This window comes from Providencia sp. PROV252 (assembly GCF_033676005.1).
Classification (GTDB): domain Bacteria; phylum Pseudomonadota; class Gammaproteobacteria; order Enterobacterales; family Enterobacteriaceae; genus Providencia; species Providencia vermicola.
Genome location: NZ_CP096294.1, coordinates 3,593,775 through 3,614,084 on the forward strand (window position 1 = coordinate 3,593,775; position 20,310 = coordinate 3,614,084).

Sequence of the window (20,310 nt, forward strand, 5' to 3'; positions counted from 1 at the left end):
CGTATTTATGATCCATTTATTAATTATTGATGCATTAAATTTAATACGCCGTATCCATGCGGTGCAAGGAAGCCCGTGTGGAGAAACCTGTCTATCTGCGATATCACAGTTGCTCACTCATACAGATGCCACACACATTGTCGCGGTGTTTGATGAAGAAGGTCGCCATCAAAGCTGGCGTCATGAAAAACTCCCTGATTACAAAGCAGGTCGGTCGCCGATGCCTGAAGATTTACACGCAGAGCTTCCTGATCTAATGGCTTTATTTACAGAAAAAGGCATTCACTGTTGGCAATCTGTAGGGGATGAGGCTGATGATTTAGCGGCCACGTTAGCAACGCGTATCGCGGGAGCTGGGCACACTGTTACCATCGTTTCCACCGATAAAGGCTACTGTCAACTGCTTTCGCCTAATCTACGCATTCGCGATTATTTCCAAAAACGCTGGCTAGATATTCCTTTTATCGAAAAGGAATTTGGCGTTTCTCCTGAACAACTTCCTGATTATTGGGGACTTGCGGGGATCAGTAGCAGTAAGGTTCCAGGTGTCGCAGGTATTGGCCCGAAAAGTGCGGCAATACTATTGCAGCAATATCACTCTATCGAAAACTTATTTGCGAATTTAGATAAACTGGAAGAAAAATGGCAAAAAAAACTAGTTAATCAACAAGAAATCGCATTAATTTGCCGCGATATTGCCACATTAAGAACGGATATTGCACTGCAAGGAAATTTAAACCAGCTACGTTATATAAGCAACTGATCAAAATAAAAAGGCCTCTGAGTTAATTAGTGGCCTTTCTTATTAGTTTTATAAATTAATAATATTCACGCGCCATTGGGTTTGCTGACCAAACACGCATCACATGCACAGTCACTTCTTCACGATCATGATAAAGCTGCTTAGCTTGGATTAGCACGTTTACACCCCGTTCTTTCAGCTGCACCTGCATCTTTTCTAATATGTGTGAGACTTCTTCATAGCGCTTTTTCATTGGCAGTTTTAGGTTAAATATGGCCTCGCGGCACCAACCTTGAGCTAACCAATCCGTCATCAATGCAGCCACTTTTGCTGGCTTTTCAACCATATCACACACTAACCATGTGATGTTTTGTGATGAAGGTTGAAACTTAAAACCATCTACACGGTGATGAGTAACTTGCCCTGTATCCATCAAACTTTCTGCCATCGGGCCATTATCAACCGCATGAACCATCATGCTACGTTTCACTAGTTGATAAGTCCAGCCCCCAGGGCAAGCGCCTAAATCGACCGCTTTCATTCCACTGGCAAGACGCTCATCCCACTCTTCATAAGGAATAAAGACGTGAAATGCTTCTTCTAACTTCAAGGTAGAACGGCTGGGCGCATCTGATGGAAATTTTAAACGCGGAATACCCATATAAAAATTTGAGCTATTATTGGTATATGAATATCCCGTATAACAGCAACCTGGTGCAATAAAAAACACGTGGATCACGGGTCTTTTGAAATTCTCAAGTGGAAGTAAGATTTTTTCTTTACGCAACGCATTACGTAAAGGCACCGTAAATTTACGGCAAAACTTCATCAGTTCTTTGGATTCGTTGGTATCTGCGACCTCCACCCGAATATCACCTGCTCTCACCACTTGTTGGCTTAGCGCATTGACTATTGGGGTGATACGATCTTCAGGTGGCAAGTCTTTTAATAAATCACCAACCACAATCATTTGGCGAGCAAAAATTAGCTCACGAAAAGGCAATGTACGGGCGAGAGTGTCTGCATCTTCAGCTTGGTAGCACTCAAAAATGACATAACCACTATTTTCTTTTACACGGGCAAAACCATAAATTTCTTTTTGCCCTGCTTTATCCGTAATCTCTGCTGCGCACTCTTTTTCAAAGCCTGGTCGACAATAAAGTGCAATTTTATTACTCATTACGTGACGCCGATTTCCTTAGACGCATAGCGCCAATAACTACTAACAACCAACCAATCAGGAAACAAACTCCCCCTATTGGCGTAAAATAAGAAAAGTATTTTACCTGCAATAGGGCCATACAATAAAGGCTACCGCTAAAAAGAAGTATCCCAACAGAGAAAAAAACACCTGACCAATAAAACCATAGGATCACTTTACGTAATAAAATTGCGCCTAATACCATTAATGCAATAGTGTGCAACATCTGATAACGCAATCCAGTTTCAATCCAGTCCATTTGATGGACACTCATAATTGACGATAACGCATGAGAACCAATAGCCCCAAAAGCAACAGTAAAAAAGCCACTAATTCCAGCGAAAATTAACATCAAACGACTATTCACAGTAACACCTTTTGTTTAAATACTTGATTACTGAATAAGCGCCACATCTTGGTCACCCGTAATAAAACCCAATTTTTCTTGTTCACTCGCTGCTTGCGCAAGGATCCACTGACGAAATGCAGCTATTTTGCCTAAATCTGCTTGGCTTTCTTGGCAAACTAAATAAAACGCATTTTTACTAACTAACACCTCGCTAAAGGGACAAACCAAACGCCCTGCGTCAATTTCATTCTTTGCCATTACATTATTGGTTAATGCAACACCTTGTCCATGTACTGCCGCTTGAATCACCATCGCGCTATGGCTGAAAATCGGCCCTTGTTGTACATTCACTATATTCTGTAGCTCTAGCTGTTTAACATACGCTTGCCAGTCTCTTCGAGAAGAATCATGAAGCAGTGTATGTTTTGCTAAATCTTCTGGATTTTTTAGTTGGTTTTCCCCTGTCATTAATGACGGTGCACAAACTGGCATTAAATATTCAGCGTAAAGCCTATCAGTTCTTAAACCAGACCAATTTCCTCGACCATAAAAAATCGCCACATCCACATCATCTGCGAGTTTATCTTCTTCTCGATCAACGGCTTGAATGCGGACATCAATACCTGGGTAAGCTTGGTTAAACCCTGAAAGCCTAGGTACCAACCATTGGATAGCAAAACTGGGTGATAAACTCACCGTTAATGCACCTTTGGCGCTTCTCGCTTGCAACTTACGTGTTGCTTCATTTAAAGAAGAAAATATTTCTTTAATATCAAGGTAATAACTTTGCCCTTCTTCCGTAAGAAGTAGCGAGCGATTACGCCGACGAAATAGCTTTAACCCAAGAAAGTCTTCCAAACTTTTCATTTGGTGACTCACGGCTGCTTGGGTGACAAATAATTCTTCTGCTGCCTTAGTAAAACTTAAATGACGGGCTGCGGCGTCAAACACTCTCAGCGCATTCAGTGGCGGTAATCTTTTAGACATAATCACTTCTACTCGGCATCTCGTTATGCATTAGTTTTTTTCATCCGAAGCATTATAATTTGTCCCTTGAGGATCTGCCAGTAAATACCTATAGTATGCGCACTTCCTAAGCCGGAACGAAAAGTTACAGAGTTTAGTTACTTTGAAACTTTTGGCTTTGTGGTTGTGATGTTGTGTTTGCAAGTTGTCTGGTTGAACCAGACTTTGTAGCTTTTGCTACTGTTTTTTTCACTTCCTGTACATTTACCCTGTCTGTCCATAGTGATTTTTTATAGTGCACCGCCAAAACGCGGTGCTTTTTTTTGATTTTTTTACTGGTATTTACTTAGGACAAATGAAAAATTTAACTTAGTAAATACAAATAGCTACAGATAATTACTAGTGTACCGAAAAAACTTTAAGTTAGATATTTAAGATAATTCCTGAAAATAATTCAGTTTATGCTTTCTAAAAAAGAACTCTCAAACAAAAAGGATTACTTTGCGGTGCAATACACTGAATCACCCAAGAAAATTTACTTTTGATATTGCTAATAAGTAATACCAAACGTAACAAAATATTTCAATGTTTTGATTGAAAATGACAAGTTTAAATTAATCAAAAAATAATCAATAATGTACGGATAAATGTACATCTCTGTAGACAATACCCACAACTATCAGATAACACAGATAATTATTGACTAAAAAGAAAGAACCCATGGATCATTTTAGCGCTACCGCATTTCGCCAATTATTTCCTGCAATAAATTCCTCAACATTATTTTTTGATAGTGCAGCAACTGCATTGAAACCGATTGCAATGATTGAGGCTTCAAATAATTACTACCGCTTATCTGGTAGCTCGGTTTACCGCGGTCAATCACCAGAGTCATTAAAATTAACTCGCGACTATGAATTAGGCCGTATTCGAACGGCAAAATTTATTAATGCCGCCAGTGAAAATAATATAATTTGGACACGAGGTGCCACCGAGTCGATTAATTTGATTGCTCAGAGTTATTTTCGGCCAATCTTACAAGCAGGTGATGAAATCATTGTCAGCGAAATAGAACATCATTCAAATTTATTACCTTGGATGATAGTTGCTAAGCAAACTGGCGCTAAAATTATAAAATGGCCCATCGAACAAGGTGCCTCACTCAGTTTAGCAACGCTAAAATCACTGCTAAATAACAAAACCAAAGCCATTGCTATTACACAAATGTCGAACGTCACTGGCTTTCAGCCTGACTTATCGGCAATCACTCATCTCGCCCACCAAATAGGTGCCCTGGTTATCGTTGATGGCGCACAAGGCGCTGTACACTGCCCTATTGATGTTAGTGCTGAAGATATCGACTTTTATGTTTTTTCCGCCCATAAACTGTATGGCCCTACAGGCCTCGGTGTTTGTTATGGAAAAACAGCATTATTAGAAGCCATGGTGCCTTGGCACGGCGGGGGAAAAATGTTGACTGAGGTGACTTTTGAAGGTTTCACGCCAGCCCCCATTCCTCAATGTTTTGAAGCAGGCACACCTAATATTGCTGGCGTTATTGCTTTTTCAGCCGTTCTTGAGTGGATTCAATCTATCGATTTAGTACAAGCAGAAGCTTATACTTGCTCACTTATCGAACAAGCCAATAAAAAACTCTCACGCATTCCTGGTTTTATTGGTTATAGTGTGCCTAATTCACCATTACTTTCATTCAATTTTGAAAGTATTCACCATAGCGATTTAGGTGTGCTCTTGACTGAACAGCATATTGCATTACGCTATGGGCAACATTGTGCTCAACCTTTAATGGATGCCTTGAATATTAGTGGCTGCATACGCATCTCTGTGATGCCATATAATAACCTACAAGATATTGATAAACTTATTAATGCAGTCACTCGCTCACTTTCAATACTCAATGACTAAATCAATACTAAAGATAAAAAGGAAGCCTAATGACTTCGACTAAATATGAGCTTGCTCCGCACCCTTTTGGTACAGAGATTAAAATTCAGGAAATAGTTGAACAGTTTTCCGCACATAAAGCCTGGGAAGATAAGTACCGTTTACTTATCCAATTAGCGAGACAATTACCGACACTAACTGATGATGAGAAGCAACAAACTCAAGAAGTGAAAGGCTGTGAAAACCGAGTGTGGATTGGTGCAATACTCAATGATGATGAAACTTTCCATTTCTATGGTGACAGTGAAGGTCGTGTTGTAAAAGGGCTTTTTGCGATTTTATTAGCGGCTATTGAGCAAAAAACAGCGAAAGAAATTATGGAATTCGACTTCAATGAATTGTTGGAACAAACAGGCTTACCCAGTCAGCTCAGCGAATCTCGCCAAAATGGTATTCAATCATTAATTACGGCAATTCGAAATATTTCCAATGAAATGACGCCAGCCTAATCAACGAAAGAGGCTATGTATCGCAATAGCCTCTTCACTATTTAATGTTTTTTTCTACATTTCTTTGGGCTTTTGCCATCATTTTTTTCAACGCATGTGCCACAGCAATAAAGCCAAAGCTTGCTGTGACCATGGTGACTGCCCCGAAACCTGATGCACAATCCATTCTTTTTGAGCCTTCTGCAGTACTTTTTGCTGCGCAGACAGTGCCATCACTTTGTGGATAAACAAGCTGTTCCGTGGAAAACACGCAATCAATTCCTAGCTTGCCTTTACCATTTTTAACCACATTAAAGTCCGACTTTAACCGCTCACGAAGCTTTGCCGCTAATGGGTCTTGAATGGTTTTCGCCAGATCCACCACTTGTATTTGTGTGGGATCTATTTGACCACCAGCCCCACCAGTTGTGACTACAGGGATTTTAAATCGCCTACAATAAGCCAGTAGTGCAGCTTTAGGCCGAACACTATCAATTGCATCAATAACGTAATCAAACCCCGTACTGAAGTACTGAGCGACATTATCGACTGTGATGAAATCATCAATGACATTCACCACACACTCTGGGTTAATCTCCAAAATCCGCGCTTTCATCACCTCAACCTTCGGTAAGCCAACGGTTGATTTAATAGCATGTAATTGACGGTTAGTATTCGTGACGCAAATATCATCCATATCAATTAAGGTGATTGCACCAATTCCAGAACGAGCTAATGCCTCAGCTGCCCATACACCAACACCACCCACACCGACAACACAGACATGAGAGCGCGCAAAAAGATGAAGGGCTTTCTGCCCATATAAACGCCCGATCCCAGCAAAACGCTGCATCCAAGCATCTGAAAGCTTAGCTTGCATAATAACAAACAACCTTAGTTAAGACGGTAATTACATTGCACCAAAAAGGGGCTGACTCTTTTTCAGCACCCAGACGCGTCCATAATGGTTATAAAAACCAGCCATTTTGCCTGCGTCATGACCTGTTCCATGGTAAATATCGAAGTGGTGGCCTTTAATCGCTCCCCCTACATCCAAGGCAACCATCATACGCATTTCGTATTGCCCCGTAAATTTACCATTACCATCTAAAACAGGAATTTCCGCCAGCAATGCCGTTCCTGCTGGGATCAAGGTTTTATCTGACGCAACTGACGCTTTTGCTATCAACGGAACTGCGCTAGCGCCTCTTACTGGTACAAAAGATTGCGGTTTGAAAAAAACAAACGATGCATTTTCCTCCAATAATTGACGAACTTCTTGCTCACTATGGCTATTTGTCCAATCGTGGATAGCTTGTAAAGACATTTGGCTTAATGGCACTTCGCCACGGTCAACAAGAACTTTACCGATACTTTTATACGCGTGGCCATTTTTCCCTGCATACCCAAAGAAATTCAGCGGGCTACCATCACCAAAATCGACATAGCCACTCCCTTGAACTTCCATCATAAAATTATCTACAGCGGAATTATTGTAAGCCAAAATGAGGTTATTACTCAACGCGCCATTATAGATAGCTGCTCGGCTAGGTAACCGCGATTTCCCTTTTGGGGGCATTCCATATAATGGATGGCGAAATTCCCCTTGTGGTGAACGTCTTGCTTCAATAACAGGTGTGTAATACCCCGTAAATTGAACGTTCCCGTAATTATCAGCCCCTTCCATTTGGAAGGCCGATAAATTGAAGCTGGCGAGCTGTGCGGGGTTTCCACCTGCCATTAACCAATTTTCAATCGCATGATAAGTGTCACGGTTATTTTGGAATAAACGCGGAGATGCATTTTTAATTTCAACGATCTGCTGATTAAAGTCAGGTGCATTTATTGGTTTGCCTTGAACATTTACCTGATTAACTTTCTGTAAGTCTTCAACAAGACGACCATCTTTGTATTGTTGGCCTTTATCCGTTGGGTGAGTTTGGCATCCTGCCAACAATGAAAAAAAGACACCTGTGACTATCCACTTATTTACTATTGACCATTTTTTCACCGATAGCATATTAATTACCTTCATTAATTCTAAGTTCATGCTCCACCATCCAAATACAACCCACAATCCAATATGCAACGCACAATAGCAAACCCAAAATGGGAATGAAACGAGTAAACATATTTAGTTAAATTATTTTTCTTTGCCACCCCCGCAAAGTTCAAAAAATAAACATAACGTGCGTATTTTGTTCTGTAGAATGCTAAAAATGAAAAAAAAACACGAAAAAACTTGCATCAGATCTCATCCCGAGTATAGTGCCCGCTATCGGACGCGGGGTGGAGCAGCATGGTAGCTCGTCGGGCTCATAACCCGAAGGTCGTTGGTTCAAATCCAGCCCCCGCAACCAATACTGATTTAATCAGTAAAGTAGTAAAAAAAATCAAAACGTTGTAAAGAATTCAGTCGCGGGATGGAGCAGCTTGGTAGCTCGTCGGGCTCATAACCCGAAGGTCGTTGGTTCAAATCCAGCTCCCGCAACCAATTTTTTTACTTCTTCAGTCGCGGGGTGGAGCAGCTTGGTAGCTCGTCGGGCTCATAACCCGAAGGTCGTTGGTTCAAATCCAGCCCCCGCAACCATTTCTTCCCCTAGCACCACACTCTCAAAAATATTAATCACCACCTTTATTTTTACAAATAAAAAAGGCGACTCGCTTTTGCTTATCACCTGTTTATCTACCGTTAGTTATGGTTAGTTGCGGATCGCTAACTCACCACCATTGCGGAAGTAAGCTTTTACCCCTTCAAAGATAGACTCTGCCATTTGTTGTTGGAACTTGGCCGTTTTCAGCTTACGCTCTTCTTCCAAGTTACTGATAAACGCGGTTTCAACTAATATTGATGGAATTTCAGGTGCTTTGAGTACCGCAAATCCAGCTTGATCAACCTTATTTTTGTGTAATCGGTTGACTTTCCCCATACGTTTGAGTACTTCATCACCAAATTTCAAACTATCATTAATCGTTGCTGTCTGGACTAAATCCAACATTGTGTGGTCAAGATACACATCACCACTCTTACTTACACCACCAATTAAATCGGCCTCATTCTGAGTTTGAGCAAGGTAGCGAGCCGTATTACTGGTAGCTCCTTTAGTCGATAATGCAAAAACCGATGAGCCATGTGCTGAACGATTAGTAAATGCATCTGCGTGAATTGAAACAAATAAATCAGCCTGCATCTTACGTGCTTTTGCAACACGCACTTTAAGAGGAATAAACACATCCTCATTACGTGTCATGTAAGCACGCATTTTAGGATCTTTATCAATCAACGCTTTTAAGCGCCGTGCAATCTGCAAGACAACATCTTTTTCACGTGTTTTATATTTCCCTATCGCACCTGGGTCTTCCCCACCGTGCCCAGGGTCAATCATAATAATAATTGGGCGATCCGTCCCTGCTTTACCTGGTTTTTTCGCTTGCGCAGGCATACTTTCTTCGAGGTCACCTTTATTGTAGTCCTCGAGTAATGCTAATAATGGATCATCGCTAGTATCCACACCTTTGCCTGGATAGAAATCAAGGACTAAGCGGTGTTTAAACTCCCCCACAGGCGACATGGTAAAGAATTGTGGGGTCACTTTATTTTTCACTTCAAAAACAAGGCGTACGGTTTTAGGATCAAATTGCCCCACTCTGACCAATTTGAGATAAGGGTCACGTGTTTGAATTTGAGTTCCCATCTGCTTAAGTACGTTATTTAACTGTACGCCCTCAAGGTCAACAACAATCCGCTCTGGGTTATTCAGCACAAACTGGCGGTACTTTAGCGGAACGCTTGATTCAAGCGTTACACGAGTGTAACTCGATGCAGGCCAAATACGCACAGCAATCACGCTGCTATTAGCAGAAAAACCGAATGGGCTAACGCTCAGTAACATAACTGCGGCGGCGCCTTGAATAAAACGACGCTTAGATGGGCTGTGATCTTGCTGACTCATCAATAATTCCGAACCTAGAACTGAAAAATAAATTGATATTAGACTATATGCCAATTAATTGGCCAGAAATAAGCACTCTAACTAATCATGTGCTCTCTGTCATTAATAATACACATTTATATTTAAAGATATGTAACTCTTAAAAATATATTTGTTATTTTTTATACCATCTTTTACTTGATATTTTTCGCCAAAAAGAATAAAAATACATTATTAACGAATAAAAATTCATTAAAGAGGGTTGTTATGAAAGAGCGCAGCACCGAGTTGGTTGATGAGTTTCGCCATTCGGTACCTTATATAAACGCCCACCGCGGCAAAAATTTTATCATTATGCTTGGTGGTGAAGCGATTGCGCATGAAAATTTCCCAAGTATTGTCAATGACATAGGATTATTACATAGTTTAGGGATCCGAATTATTGTGGTCTATGGTGCTCGTCCTCAGATTGAGGATATTCTAGCAGAACACAAATATGATGCGGTTTACCACAAACATACCCGTGTGACTGATTCGAATACACTTGAATATGTTAAGCAAGCATCTGGTGCATTACAGCTTGATATTACCGCTCGCTTATCAATGAGTCTAAGTAATACACCATTACAAGGTGCCCATATTAATGTGGTCAGTGGTAATTTTGTCATTGCACAGCCACTTGGTATCGATGATGGTGTTGATTACTGCCACAGTGGGAGAATTCGCCGCATCAATGAAGAAGCCATTAATAATCAATTAGATAATGGTTCTATTGTTTTAATTGGCCCTGTTGCGGTTTCCGTTACTGGGGAAAGTTTTAATCTGACCTCAGAAGAAATTGCGACTCAACTCGCTGTAAAAATGAAGGCCGAAAAACTGATCGGGTTCTGTTCTTCTCAAGGTGTCGCAGATAAAGAGGGTAATATCTTATCTGAATTATTCCCAAATGAAGCAGAAAATAGAATTCAAGAACTTGAATCTGAAGGGGATTACTACTCTGGAACTGTACGTTTCTTGCGTGGCGCAGCAAAAGCTTGCCGCCGTGGGGTACGTCGTAGCCACCTATTAAGCTATCAAGAAAATGGCTCGCTTATTCAAGAATTATTCTCTCGTGACGGTATTGGTACTCAAATCGTAATGGAAAGTGCTGAACAAATTCGCCGTGCAAATATCAATGATATTGGGGGTATTTTAGAACTAATTCGCCCTTTAGAGCAGCAAGGAATACTTGTTCGTCGCTCACGGGAACAACTTGAAATGGAAATCGATAAATTCACGATTATTGAACGAGACAATTTAGTGATAGCTTGCGCTGCTCTTTACCCATACCCAGAGGAAAAACTAGGGGAAATGGCTTGCGTTGCTGTTCACCCTGATTACCGTAGTTCTGCTCGAGGAGAGGAGCTACTTCACCGCGTTGCAGTACAGGCGAAACAATTAGGCTTAGATAAACTATTTGTATTAACGACTCGTAGTATCCATTGGTTTCAAGAGCGTGGTTTTACCCCTGCTGAAATTGAGATGCTGCCACTGAAAAAGCAAGCTTTATATAATTACCAGCGCCGTTCTAAAATTTTGATCTTGGAGCTAAAGAGCCAATCTGATAAGTAACCGTCCCTATTTGCAATAAAATAAGTGTTGGTTAGTGCAGTTAATACCCCAAATTATGCATGGATGTCTAATTTGGGGGCATATAATTAACTCGTTAATATCGACTTAATTAAGCAATCTGTACAATTCTTGCTTTTTCACAAAGTGGATTGGCCTCTAAATGTGGCTTTATTGCCGCTTCCATTTCAGCAAAAGAGCTACCATAGAAGTAGAATGCGGTTTCTGTTGGGCCATCCCACACACCGTGAATACTGCCGATATCTTCAACAGCTTCATCTAATACATCAAAAACGTCGTTAATGTCCCCATTTTCATAAACTTCATCAGCAAGCTCTGTACCATTAAAATAAACGGCTAAACCTTCGTGCTCACCAAAGTCGATACGAACATCTTCACCATGAATAAATAAACGAGACCCTTTTGGCGCTAGCATTGAGGTAAATAGCTGGATTATCATGCTAATATTTTCATCACTTGCGTCAGCGATGGCCAATTCAATATCACATTCCTGTGCTTCGCCATTATCACCTAATAGTGTGCCGCCACCTGTGACATGAATATCCTTACCCAGACTTTTCATGACTTCATCAAATGCATCTTCTAAATCTGCACGCCTAACAGGTTCTAATCTCGCATTTAACGTAATGGTTACTGCGGTCATCTCTTGCTGGTTATCCATATCATTACCTTTAAATCATTATTATTAACAAGTTAAGTAGTTTTATTACCTATACTATCACTTGTCATGGTTACACTAACTGTCTCGTTAGCCCACTACGGCGTTTTGTTGGTGTTTCGATTGCCCGACGTAAAATCTTCGGGTTGCTATAAAGGGAAAGTTCTTTTTTTGCTCGGGTGATTGCGGTGTATACCAATTCCCGAGTAATAACGGGTGAATATAATTGGGGTAAAACGAATGCGGTATGAGTAAATTCCGAACCTTGTGATTTATGAACCGTCATCACATAAGCGGTTTCATGTGAAGGAAGTCGATTTGGCTGAACTCCGCGAATACTCCCATCAGGAAACTGAAAATAAGCTCTAAGTGCGCCTTCTTCATCAGGTAAAATAATGCCAATATCGCCATTAAAAAGCCCTAATGGGCTATCATTACGGCTGATCATTATAGGCCGACCTGCATAATGTTTATTCAAATGATTATAAGGCCGATTGATTAGCCCTTGACGATGAAGTAGCTTTTCTAGTTTATCGTTTAGCCCAACGACACCAAAAGGCCCTTCTCTTAGCGCGGTTAACAACCGATATTGATTAAACTTAGATAAAATTTCTTCAGGCGTTTTATTTGCTTTCACCGCAAGTAAGTAATCTTCATAGCAAGCTGAAGCATCAAATAAAATTTTCACATAATCATCTGCGGTTTCTTGTACATAATTATGCACATCCACTAACCCTTGGTTTAACAGCTTTTGAGCCCGAGTGGAATTGCCGTCGTTAACAGCAAAAGCGAGTTGCCCAATACCTGATTGCGCTGAAAAACGATAACTTTTGCGTAATAAGCACAAACTATCACGAATAACAGGGCCTTCAACCGACGAGTATTCACCTAATGAATAACCTGTAATTTCTGCCAATTGCTTCGCTCTTTCAGGACTATAGCCAATATCTGCAAACTGGCAAATATCTCCGAGTACCGCCCCTGCTTCTACTGATGCAAGCTGGTCTTTATCCCCTAGAAATATCAATTTTGCCTGTTCGGGTAGTGCCTCAATCAATTTTGCCATCATCGGTAAATCAACCATCGATGCTTCATCGATAATTAAGACATCCAATGACAATAAATTATTGCGATTAAAGCGAAATTGTTGACTTTCTGGTTGAGCCCCTAATAATCGATGCAACGTCTTTGCTTGACTTGGCAAAATCTCACGCTCTTTTTCGGTCAGTGGCATGCCTTTCATCGCATTACCAAGGGATTCCGTTAACCTTGCTGCGGCTTTCCCTGTTGGAGCCGCCAGCTCAATCTTTAACTGATTCTCTTTTTGCATTTCCAGCTTAATTAAAGCAGCCAGTATACAGGCAACTGTCGTGGTTTTTCCCGTACCTGGCCCCCCTGAAATAATGGAAACCTGACTGGTTACAGCAACTGCTGCTGCAATTTTTTGCCAATCAATACTTTCTGAAATAGGAAAGAGAGTATCTAACACGGATTGAATTTGTTGATTCTGACTATTTTTCACTGACCTGTTAGAGAAAAAATGAGCAACACACTGCTCATACTGCCACATACGTTGAAAATATAAATAATCCCCCGAAAGCAATAACGGGGAGAGGCTATTTTCTGATGTTAAAGAGACCGCATGTGCATTTTGCACAGCTTGATAAAGTGTTTTTTTGTCAGGCTGCCCCATTCTTTGCCAAAAATCATTTGCAAGCTCTTGATGACGCCCTGAAAATAGGTTATCCAATGTCACGTCAGATAATGCTAAACACACATGTCCTGTCATGGTTTCCGCACTCAAAAGCGCAGCAACAACCAATAAAATGGGATTGTTTTCATCAGCAATACTGTAAGCAAATTGCACATCTAAAGGCATAAAAATTCGCTCTTCAATCCCTCGATTAAAAAGAGATTTCATTAGCATGCCTCCTTAACAGGTGTATCGCTAAACAGTTGATCGATAGCTTGAATAAACGCTTTTACTGGGCGATAAAAGAAAATACCATTCTGTGAATTAACGCTATCAATTCCTCTTAAAAAGAGATAATACACACCACCAAAATGCGTTTCATAATCGTAGTCAGGTAAGCGCTGTTTTAAATAGCGATGTAGCGCCAAGGAATACAATTGATATTGTAAATCATAGCGGTGGTCAATCATTGCTTCAGCCATCGCTTCTTGCGTGTAGAATGAAGCATCTTCACCAAGGTAATTCGATTTATAATCAAGTAAATAGAATTTTCCATTCCAATAAAAAGTTAAATCGATAAAGCCTTTTAAAATCCCCTGCACTTTTTCAAAATTCAATGGCGGACATTGCTTAGATAACGGATCATAGCGATGCGTTACGTTATCTAAGCTTTTCGCATTAATGATGGCGTCAATGGGCAAATAAAACTGCATTTCATCAAGCTGATCTTGTAGCGGCAATACGGATAAACAAAGCCCGTCGTCAGAAAGGGGAGCATCTACGATTGCTTTTAGCCATTCTTGCAACATGGGCGCCCATTTAACATCAAACCCCGAACCTTCAAGCTTTTCAGTTAACCACTCGAGTGAAACTGGCTCGCTAAAGCCAATTTCCTCCATCAAGGTATGCAGGAAAGTTCCTGGTGATGCTCCTTTAGGAAACTGATGAGGAGTTAAGATATTATCGATTTCATCGTCTTGTTGTTCGAGATCAATACTCACTTCGACATCCATTTTAGGTGCCAATGAGTTTGCAAACTGTAACGGAGAGACTGTTTGCCCATCTTCTGAATGGCTAGCCCCATAACTAAGCCCTGAATAGCTGGTTACCCGCCAGTGATCATCAAAGTAACGAGTTAGTTCCCTCGCCATTAAATCGCCATGAGTTTCTTTGTCTAACACAAGTCTTTCGGATTCAAACTGACCAATAGGAATAACGTCAATAATCTCATTGCCAATCTCATTTAACATACTATTTAGCAGCAGATGATCACCTGGCTCTCCTTTTTGGATAACGTAGCCAAGGGCTGATAAATGTAAATCCGTTTCACCACTTTTCTTTCTATTTCCCTTTATTAACGGAGCAATACCGACACTACAATGGTAAATTGCACGAGTTAATGCTACATACAACAAACGGAGATCTTCAGCTAAACGTTCTTCATCTGCTAAAATAACGGTTTCTTCACTATCTTCTAAATCTAACCTCGTACTATAATCATTCCTATCATGATATAAGCCTTTAGATTGCGGTAAGAAATTGCTAGCGAAAGGTAACCACACAATTTTATATTCAAGGCCTTTTGACTTGTGGATTGTACTAATTTGAACAAGGTGCTTATCGCTTTCCAAGCGCATCTGCTGCGCGTCCGATTGGTGGTCGGGATGAGCAATTTGTTGTGCTAACCAGCGCGTTAGTGTGTGCTCACCTTCAAGTTGAACTGACATTTCCTGCAATAGCTCACCGATATGCATGACATCCATCAAACGCCTTTCACCATCAATTGCAGATAATAATGTTTCAGCAATATGGCGCTGTGACATTATCATTCTCAACATTGGCAATACACCTCGTTTTTGCCAGACGGTAGAATAGCGAGAGAATTCATCAACGAGATTTTCCCATGCTTTTTCATCATGGTTGAGTTCATCAATCTCTTTGGCGGTTAGCCCTAAAATCCCTGTCGCTAATGCACTTCGTAGCACGCGCTCTTTTTCAGGAGTCAACACTGCCTGTAGCAGCCACAATAAATCCCTCGCTTCAGGTGTTGAAAATACACTTTCCCTATTTGATTGAAAAACTGAAGGAATATTTAGCTGATTTAAGGCATCTCTAATTAATACTGCTTCACGGCGGCTGCGTACCAATACGGTAATATCTGAAGCGGAAACTGAAACCTGTTGCTCATTATTCACGAAGTATGTTTTACCTTCGAGCCCACCTTGCAGGTATTGTGCAATTTGCGCTGCACATTGTTTCGCCATTCCATATTCATATTCAGAAACAGAGACAGCTTCTGCATCTAACTGCCAAAAAGTGAGAGCTTTTACCTCATTACCTCTGTTGACCAGTTTTTTCCCTACATTTTGTTGTGCAAAGTTAACGGGCTGAAATGGAATTTGTTCAAAAATAAAAGGCGATTGGCAATGGCTAAACACACGATTTATGGCTTCAACCATACTTTGTGATGAGCGATAGTTGGTTTCTAATGTGTAGTGAGCACTAACTTCTTTTTTCGCTTCAATATAGGTAAAAATATCTGCGCCACGAAAGGCATAGATGGCTTGTTTCGGATCACCAATAAATAAAAGAGCTGTATTATCAACACCTTGATAAATTCGCTGAAAAATACGGTATTGCTGTGCATCTGTATCTTGAAACTCATCAATCATTGCAACAGGAAAACGCTGGCTAATCGTCTGTGCTAAGAACTTACCACCATCATGACTCAGCGCACGGTCTAAACGCGTTAAAAGATCATCGAACCCCATTTCCCCGCGACGATGTTTTTCATCAGCAATAGTTTGCCTAACTTCTGAAATCGCTAATGGGATCACAATATCTTTCAACGTGAGTGATTGAGTGAGTAACACCTCAATTTGCTGAAAAACCGCATGCTCAGGGCCCTGCCCACTTTTTGATTTTTCATGTAATACCGTTTGAGAAAAACGAACAAGATCTTTTGGAAGATCATAATCTTGGGTGATTTCTTCCGCCCACAGGCCTATTTTGGTTAACCAACCTGGTAAAAAACGAGAACTGTAGCTTCGTTTATCAACGTCAGAGCCTGTAATGAGTTTTTCAAAATCCCCTGCATTTTCTCGCCAAGATAGTTTCACCGATTCAATAAGGGAAATTATGCGCTGATGCCGTTCCTCCAAAGACTCTTGAACCCTAGGCTGGTTAATAATAAGCGGCATATCCCCTTGTAAGAAAGGCCTTATTTCAGCTAAAAGAGACTCAGGGCCATTCCATTCGGACTGCACGACTTTAGCCATTGAGTAATCAAGCGGATAAAAGTGGCGTCGCCAAAAGTCTGCACAGGCTTGCTTTTGAATTGGAAATTCATCTTGGATCATTGTTTGCTCAAAGAGTACACCAGATTCAAATGCATTATGCACTAGCATCCTTTGGCAAAACCCATGGATAGTATAAATAGCAGCCTCATCCATTTGCCGTTCAGCCGCCAATAACCACTCTTGTGCAAATTTTAATTGTTCTTCACCTGAAAGCTCACCAAGCAACTCCAAATATTCAGGTTGAGATTCAAACCCAACGCCATTCCTTAAGCAAACCAAACGCATTTCATGAATTCGCTGACGTATTCGTCCACGTAATTCATTTGTTGCAGCCTCAGTGAATGTCACCACTAATATTTCTTCAACGCTAAGCGGTCTAGGGAACGCATTCCCTCCCCCTAGACCTAATAAAAGCCGCAGATAGAGTATACCAATAGTATATGTCTTCCCTGTTCCCGCAGAAGCTTCTATTAATCTTTGTCCACTTAATGGTAAAGAAAATACATTTAATAGTTGGGACTCTACCTGCACTTTATTCACTCAGCATCTTCCTTTATTGGCAAAATCTTTTGTAACTCTGAAGCTGTTGGGTAAAACACCCAATCTTTCAGTTGAGCAAAACCAGACTTCGCATCCACGCCTTGACCAATGACTTGAGATGTTAATGCTAGCCCTTTTCGCCTAATGACTGCATTTTCGTAAAATTCAATGACTTGCTCTTTCGTTGCAGCCCCTAAAGCCAACACAACTTTCTCACGGGTGTCAAAACTAAAAATATTACGTGAGAAGTCTGATGAATAACGCCCAAGCTCTTCATAAAATGTCTGTGGTGGCTGGTTCATTTCAGTAATAATTGATTGTTTATACTGACTAAACTCTTCAACTGGCAGCTTTTTAAGTTTATCTAATGCCTGAGCATAAAACGCTTGATAGCGCATGTTAAGGTAATCGGGTGTCTTGGCATTACTTTGTAATAAAAAGCCCATTCCCCACTGGTCACCTAAGCCAGATTTAAATGCAAATACCGCATAACCTAGCTGTTCATTAGTCCTTAATTGATCATAAAACCAAGGCTGAATAACCTTCGCTAAAATACCTGACAGCACTGCGCCATCTATGCGACTATAGCCATCTGGGACAAAGATTTCAGCAAGTGCGTTATCGGTACTATTCCCTTGTTTATGGAAGTCAGCTAAATAGTTTTTATCAATAACAACCACATCACCACGCCACCATTCAGTACCCTCACTGTGTAATAACTTTTGAGCATCCTGAATTGTTTTGATACTTTGCGACTCACTCATGTTACCGAAAACGAGGGCTTGTAATGCTGCGCTTTTCACCAATAGTTGACGATAATGAGTCAAATCACCTAACGATATTTTGCCCAACTCAGCAAGACGTTGCTCTTGTTCAAAGTAAGGTACGCTATTAATGCGCTGAAGAGGCTGCATTGCCAATTCATAAGCTTTAGCATTATTTGCAACGGCTATTTGTTCCTTATACCAAGATTTTGCCTGTGCTAACTCTTGCTCTGTTGGCTCAAAGCTTAAATACAGCTTAGTCATTGATAAAAAGAGTTCTGGTAAATGTTGCGTATAACCACTCGCATTGAGCTGTAAACCAATATCTTGTGAAACAGAAACAGACATACCCGCAACGGATGCTTGATATTGCAGCTCATCCATTTTTAATGACGAAATATATTGCAGTAATGCCCCTGTTACTTGATCTTTCGCACTCTGATTACCTAGCTTTGTACGTAAAGACAATGTGATACTTGCTTTAGGTTCATCAGCAAAATATTGGCTTGGCATATATAACACACGAGTATTTCCATTTTGATAAATAAACTCAGGGTGTTTATAAGCTTTTTCAGGTTTAATTAAGGGTAGTTTATCCGCAATGTAAGGGTTTAATGCTGGCAGTTTAAAGTGCATTTTAGACTCTAAACTATCCCAATTTTCAAACTGTTTTTGCGTGACCTGATCCACTTGATAGGGCGCTTCAACAAAATACGCTTTTTTATTGCTTGGTTCATCAGGGCTAATAAACCAGATTCTTGCATTTTTTGCGGTCAACTCAGATAGACGTTGCTTAATGGCTGCGGGATCATATTTATCTGCAATATAATCAGAATCAAGCACATGATTAACAGGAACATCGATCATTTGGTCAGACAACCACTCGATGTAGTTCATATCCCTAACAACCGAACCATAGCGAAAAGATAAGTTAAGCACTTTTGCAATTTCATCAAAATAGCTTTTGCTTATACCATCATTTTTGATTAGCTCTATATAGGAGAAAATAGCGGCAATAATCTGGTCTCGTTCCTGTAACCCCTTATCCGTTAAAGTGACATAAATCGAGAAAGAACCATAATTTCTATCCGCGTTTGGTGATGCTGATGCGCTTATTCCTTCAGCTAAACCCTGCGAAATTAACCAATCAGCTAATGTTCCAGGGCTACGATTCCCAAGTAGGTAACTAATATAGCTATCACTTTTACTGCGAAAATCCGCCATATTGTTTTTAATACTAAATTCAATTTGAATCGCCTTTTGTGGCTGCGCTGGCACGTAATGAATAATAATGCCTTTTTCTTTATCCGTAACCGCTTGAGTATTAATGGCAGGAACACTGGCATTAAAATTAGGAATACGACCAAACGTTTCTTGCGCTATATTGGCAAGAGATTCAATTGATTGATCACCATAAAGAACACCATTCATCAAATTCGCTGAATAATAATGTTTATAAAAACCAACAAGTTCATCCTGTAATTTACTGTTAGGCTTATCTTTTAATGTATCTAAATTACCGCCAGAAAAACGAGAGTTAGGATGTTGTGGGTTTAGTGTTTCAGAACGTACTTGCCATATACGCATTCCATCGCGAGAACGCGCCATCGTTAATTCTGCATTAACTGCATTACGCTCTCTATCTGCATTAGTAGGATCTAATAACGGCTCCGCTAATGCATCAGCTAATCTATCAGTCGCTTCTTTTAATGCGCCGTTCTCCACTTCAAAATAGTATGCTGTTCGGTGTGGTGCAGTACTGGCATTATGGCTACCGCCGTGTTTTTGTAAGAATTCAGAAAAGCTACTTGGTTCTGGGTATTTTTTAGAGCCCATCAATACCATATGTTCTAAATAGTGAGCTAACCCTAGCTGGCTATCTGGATTTTCAATACTTCCTACAGGTATAGAAACGGCTGCTAATGATTTTGTTGCTTTAGCATCAGACACCAATAAAACCGTCATATCGTTATTCAGTTTTATTGCCTTATACTCGCGAGGGTCGCTCTCACTCTTATTAATCGTCTCAGGTAACAATTGCCATAATGGTTGAGCAGCAATAGCACTACCACACCCTAATACTATGAATAATAAGAATAGTTGGGCGATTTTTTTGGATAAATATTGCATCCTATAATGCACTC

14 protein-coding genes and 3 tRNA genes are annotated in these 20,310 nt (G+C 40.5%); 7 read left to right on the plus strand and 10 right to left on the minus strand.

Annotated elements, in window-relative coordinates; translation table 11 throughout:
• The first annotated feature begins 7 nt into the window (after positions 1–7).
• The gene (gene xni / locus M1F05_RS16570; RefSeq protein WP_206083737.1) at positions 8–763 is read left to right on the plus strand and encodes a flap endonuclease Xni; all 756 of its coding nucleotides are present in this window, start codon (positions 8–10) and stop codon (positions 761–763) included.
• Positions 764–818: 55 nt separating this feature from the next.
• Here the strand turns inward: xni and rlmM are convergent, their stop codons facing one another.
• The 3 genes from rlmM to M1F05_RS16585 are packed head-to-tail and all read right to left on the minus strand — an operon-like array spanning position 819 to position 3,279.
• Complete coding sequence (gene rlmM / locus M1F05_RS16575) at positions 819–1,922, minus strand: 23S rRNA (cytidine(2498)-2'-O)-methyltransferase RlmM (protein ID WP_206083736.1); 1,104 nt, start codon at positions 1,920–1,922, stop codon at positions 819–821.
• Entirely contained in the window at positions 1,915–2,310 is a 396-nt protein-coding gene (locus tag M1F05_RS16580) for a DUF423 domain-containing protein (protein ID WP_206083735.1), read from the minus strand. The genes rlmM and M1F05_RS16580 overlap by 8 nt, the downstream gene beginning before the upstream one ends.
• 27 nt (positions 2,311–2,337) lie before the next feature.
• Positions 2,338–3,279, minus strand: a complete 942-nt coding sequence (locus M1F05_RS16585; protein WP_206083734.1) for a transcriptional regulator GcvA — start codon at positions 3,277–3,279, stop codon at positions 2,338–2,340.
• A gap of 699 nt (positions 3,280–3,978) precedes the next feature.
• Here M1F05_RS16585 and csdA point away from each other — a divergent pair.
• Together csdA and csdE are read left to right on the plus strand one after the other, a co-directional pair.
• A complete protein-coding gene (gene csdA, locus M1F05_RS16590; protein WP_206083733.1) occupies positions 3,979–5,184 on the plus strand; it encodes a cysteine desulfurase CsdA in 1,206 nt (401 codons plus the stop codon).
• 29 nt (positions 5,185–5,213) lie between these two features.
• Positions 5,214–5,672 carry a cysteine desulfurase sulfur acceptor subunit CsdE gene (gene csdE / locus M1F05_RS16595; RefSeq protein WP_206083732.1) on the plus strand — a complete coding sequence of 153 codons (459 nt, stop codon included), beginning with the start codon at positions 5,214–5,216 and terminating at the stop codon, positions 5,670–5,672.
• 37 nt (positions 5,673–5,709) lie between these two features.
• Here the strand turns inward: csdE and tcdA are convergent, their stop codons facing one another.
• Both tcdA and mltA read right to left on the minus strand, forming a co-directional pair.
• Positions 5,710–6,531: a tRNA cyclic N6-threonylcarbamoyladenosine(37) synthase TcdA gene (gene tcdA, locus M1F05_RS16600; protein ID WP_206083731.1), complete on the minus strand. Its 822-nt coding sequence runs from the start codon at positions 6,529–6,531 to the stop codon at positions 5,710–5,712.
• A gap of 30 nt (positions 6,532–6,561) precedes the next feature.
• Positions 6,562–7,671 (minus strand): murein transglycosylase A, encoded by a 1,110-nt coding sequence (gene mltA, locus M1F05_RS16605; RefSeq protein WP_318826061.1) that lies wholly within the window; start codon positions 7,669–7,671, stop codon positions 6,562–6,564.
• A 263-nt stretch (positions 7,672–7,934) separates the two neighbouring features.
• Between mltA and M1F05_RS16610 the strand changes: the two genes are divergently transcribed.
• The 3 genes from M1F05_RS16610 (at position 7,935) to M1F05_RS16620 (ending at position 8,241) form a co-directional block, all read left to right on the plus strand.
• Positions 7,935–8,011 (plus strand) — tRNA-Met (locus M1F05_RS16610).
• A 57-nt stretch (positions 8,012–8,068) separates the two neighbouring features.
• Positions 8,069–8,145, plus strand: a tRNA-Met gene (locus M1F05_RS16615).
• A 19-nt stretch (positions 8,146–8,164) separates the two neighbouring features.
• A tRNA-Met gene (locus M1F05_RS16620) sits at positions 8,165–8,241 on the plus strand.
• 112 nt (positions 8,242–8,353) lie between these two features.
• On the opposite strand, the gene amiC is transcribed toward M1F05_RS16620, so the two are convergent.
• Positions 8,354–9,604: an N-acetylmuramoyl-L-alanine amidase AmiC gene (gene amiC, locus M1F05_RS16625; protein ID WP_206083730.1), complete on the minus strand. Its 1,251-nt coding sequence runs from the start codon at positions 9,602–9,604 to the stop codon at positions 8,354–8,356.
• A 246-nt stretch (positions 9,605–9,850) separates the two neighbouring features.
• Here amiC and argA point away from each other — a divergent pair, with 246 nt between their 5' ends.
• The gene (gene argA / locus M1F05_RS16630) at positions 9,851–11,194 is read left to right on the plus strand and encodes an amino-acid N-acetyltransferase (RefSeq protein WP_206083729.1); all 1,344 of its coding nucleotides are present in this window, start codon (positions 9,851–9,853) and stop codon (positions 11,192–11,194) included.
• A gap of 109 nt (positions 11,195–11,303) precedes the next feature.
• Here the strand turns inward: argA and M1F05_RS16635 are convergent, their stop codons facing one another.
• From M1F05_RS16635 to ptrA, 4 genes are all read right to left on the minus strand, one after another.
• Positions 11,304–11,873, minus strand: a complete 570-nt coding sequence (locus M1F05_RS16635) for a hypothetical protein (RefSeq protein ID WP_206083728.1) — start codon at positions 11,871–11,873, stop codon at positions 11,304–11,306.
• A gap of 70 nt (positions 11,874–11,943) precedes the next feature.
• Positions 11,944–13,791 (minus strand): exodeoxyribonuclease V subunit alpha, encoded by a 1,848-nt coding sequence (recD, locus tag M1F05_RS16640; protein WP_206083727.1) that lies wholly within the window; start codon positions 13,789–13,791, stop codon positions 11,944–11,946.
• The gene (gene recB / locus M1F05_RS16645; RefSeq protein ID WP_206083726.1) at positions 13,791–17,402 is read right to left on the minus strand and encodes an exodeoxyribonuclease V subunit beta; all 3,612 of its coding nucleotides are present in this window, start codon (positions 17,400–17,402) and stop codon (positions 13,791–13,793) included. Before recB ends, recD begins: the two co-directional genes overlap by 1 nt.
• Positions 17,399–20,296, minus strand: coding sequence for a pitrilysin (gene ptrA / locus M1F05_RS16650; protein ID WP_206083725.1), 2,898 nt, complete (start codon positions 20,294–20,296; stop codon positions 17,399–17,401). The genes recB and ptrA overlap by 4 nt, the downstream gene beginning before the upstream one ends.
• Positions 20,297–20,310: the final 14 nt, after the last annotated feature.

Bases quoted from the DNA above. Each gene is read 5' to 3' on its own strand.
- M1F05_RS16635 (WP_206083728.1), bottom strand. From the start codon at position 11,873: ATGGATAACCAGCAAGAGATGACCGCAGTAACCATTACGTTAAATGCG.
- csdE (WP_206083732.1), top strand. From the start codon at position 5,214: ATGACTTCGACTAAATATGAGCTTGCTCCGCACCCTTTTGGTACAGAG.
- csdA (WP_206083733.1), top strand. From the start codon at position 3,979: ATGGATCATTTTAGCGCTACCGCATTTCGCCAATTATTTCCTGCAATA.
- argA (WP_206083729.1), top strand. From the start codon at position 9,851: ATGAAAGAGCGCAGCACCGAGTTGGTTGATGAGTTTCGCCATTCGGTA.
- amiC (WP_206083730.1), bottom strand. From the start codon at position 9,604: ATGAGTCAGCAAGATCACAGCCCATCTAAGCGTCGTTTTATTCAAGGC.
- rlmM (WP_206083736.1), bottom strand. From the start codon at position 1,922: ATGAGTAATAAAATTGCACTTTATTGTCGACCAGGCTTTGAAAAAGAG.
- recD (WP_206083727.1), bottom strand. From the start codon at position 13,791: ATGAAATCTCTTTTTAATCGAGGGATTGAAGAGCGAATTTTTATGCCT.
- ptrA (WP_206083725.1), bottom strand. From the start codon at position 20,296: ATGCAATATTTATCCAAAAAAATCGCCCAACTATTCTTATTATTCATA.
- xni (WP_206083737.1), top strand. From the start codon at position 8: ATGATCCATTTATTAATTATTGATGCATTAAATTTAATACGCCGTATC.
- M1F05_RS16585 (WP_206083734.1), bottom strand. From the start codon at position 3,279: ATGTCTAAAAGATTACCGCCACTGAATGCGCTGAGAGTGTTTGACGCC.
- tcdA (WP_206083731.1), bottom strand. From the start codon at position 6,531: ATGCAAGCTAAGCTTTCAGATGCTTGGATGCAGCGTTTTGCTGGGATC.
- mltA (WP_318826061.1), bottom strand. From the start codon at position 7,671: ATGCTATCGGTGAAAAAATGGTCAATAGTAAATAAGTGGATAGTCACA.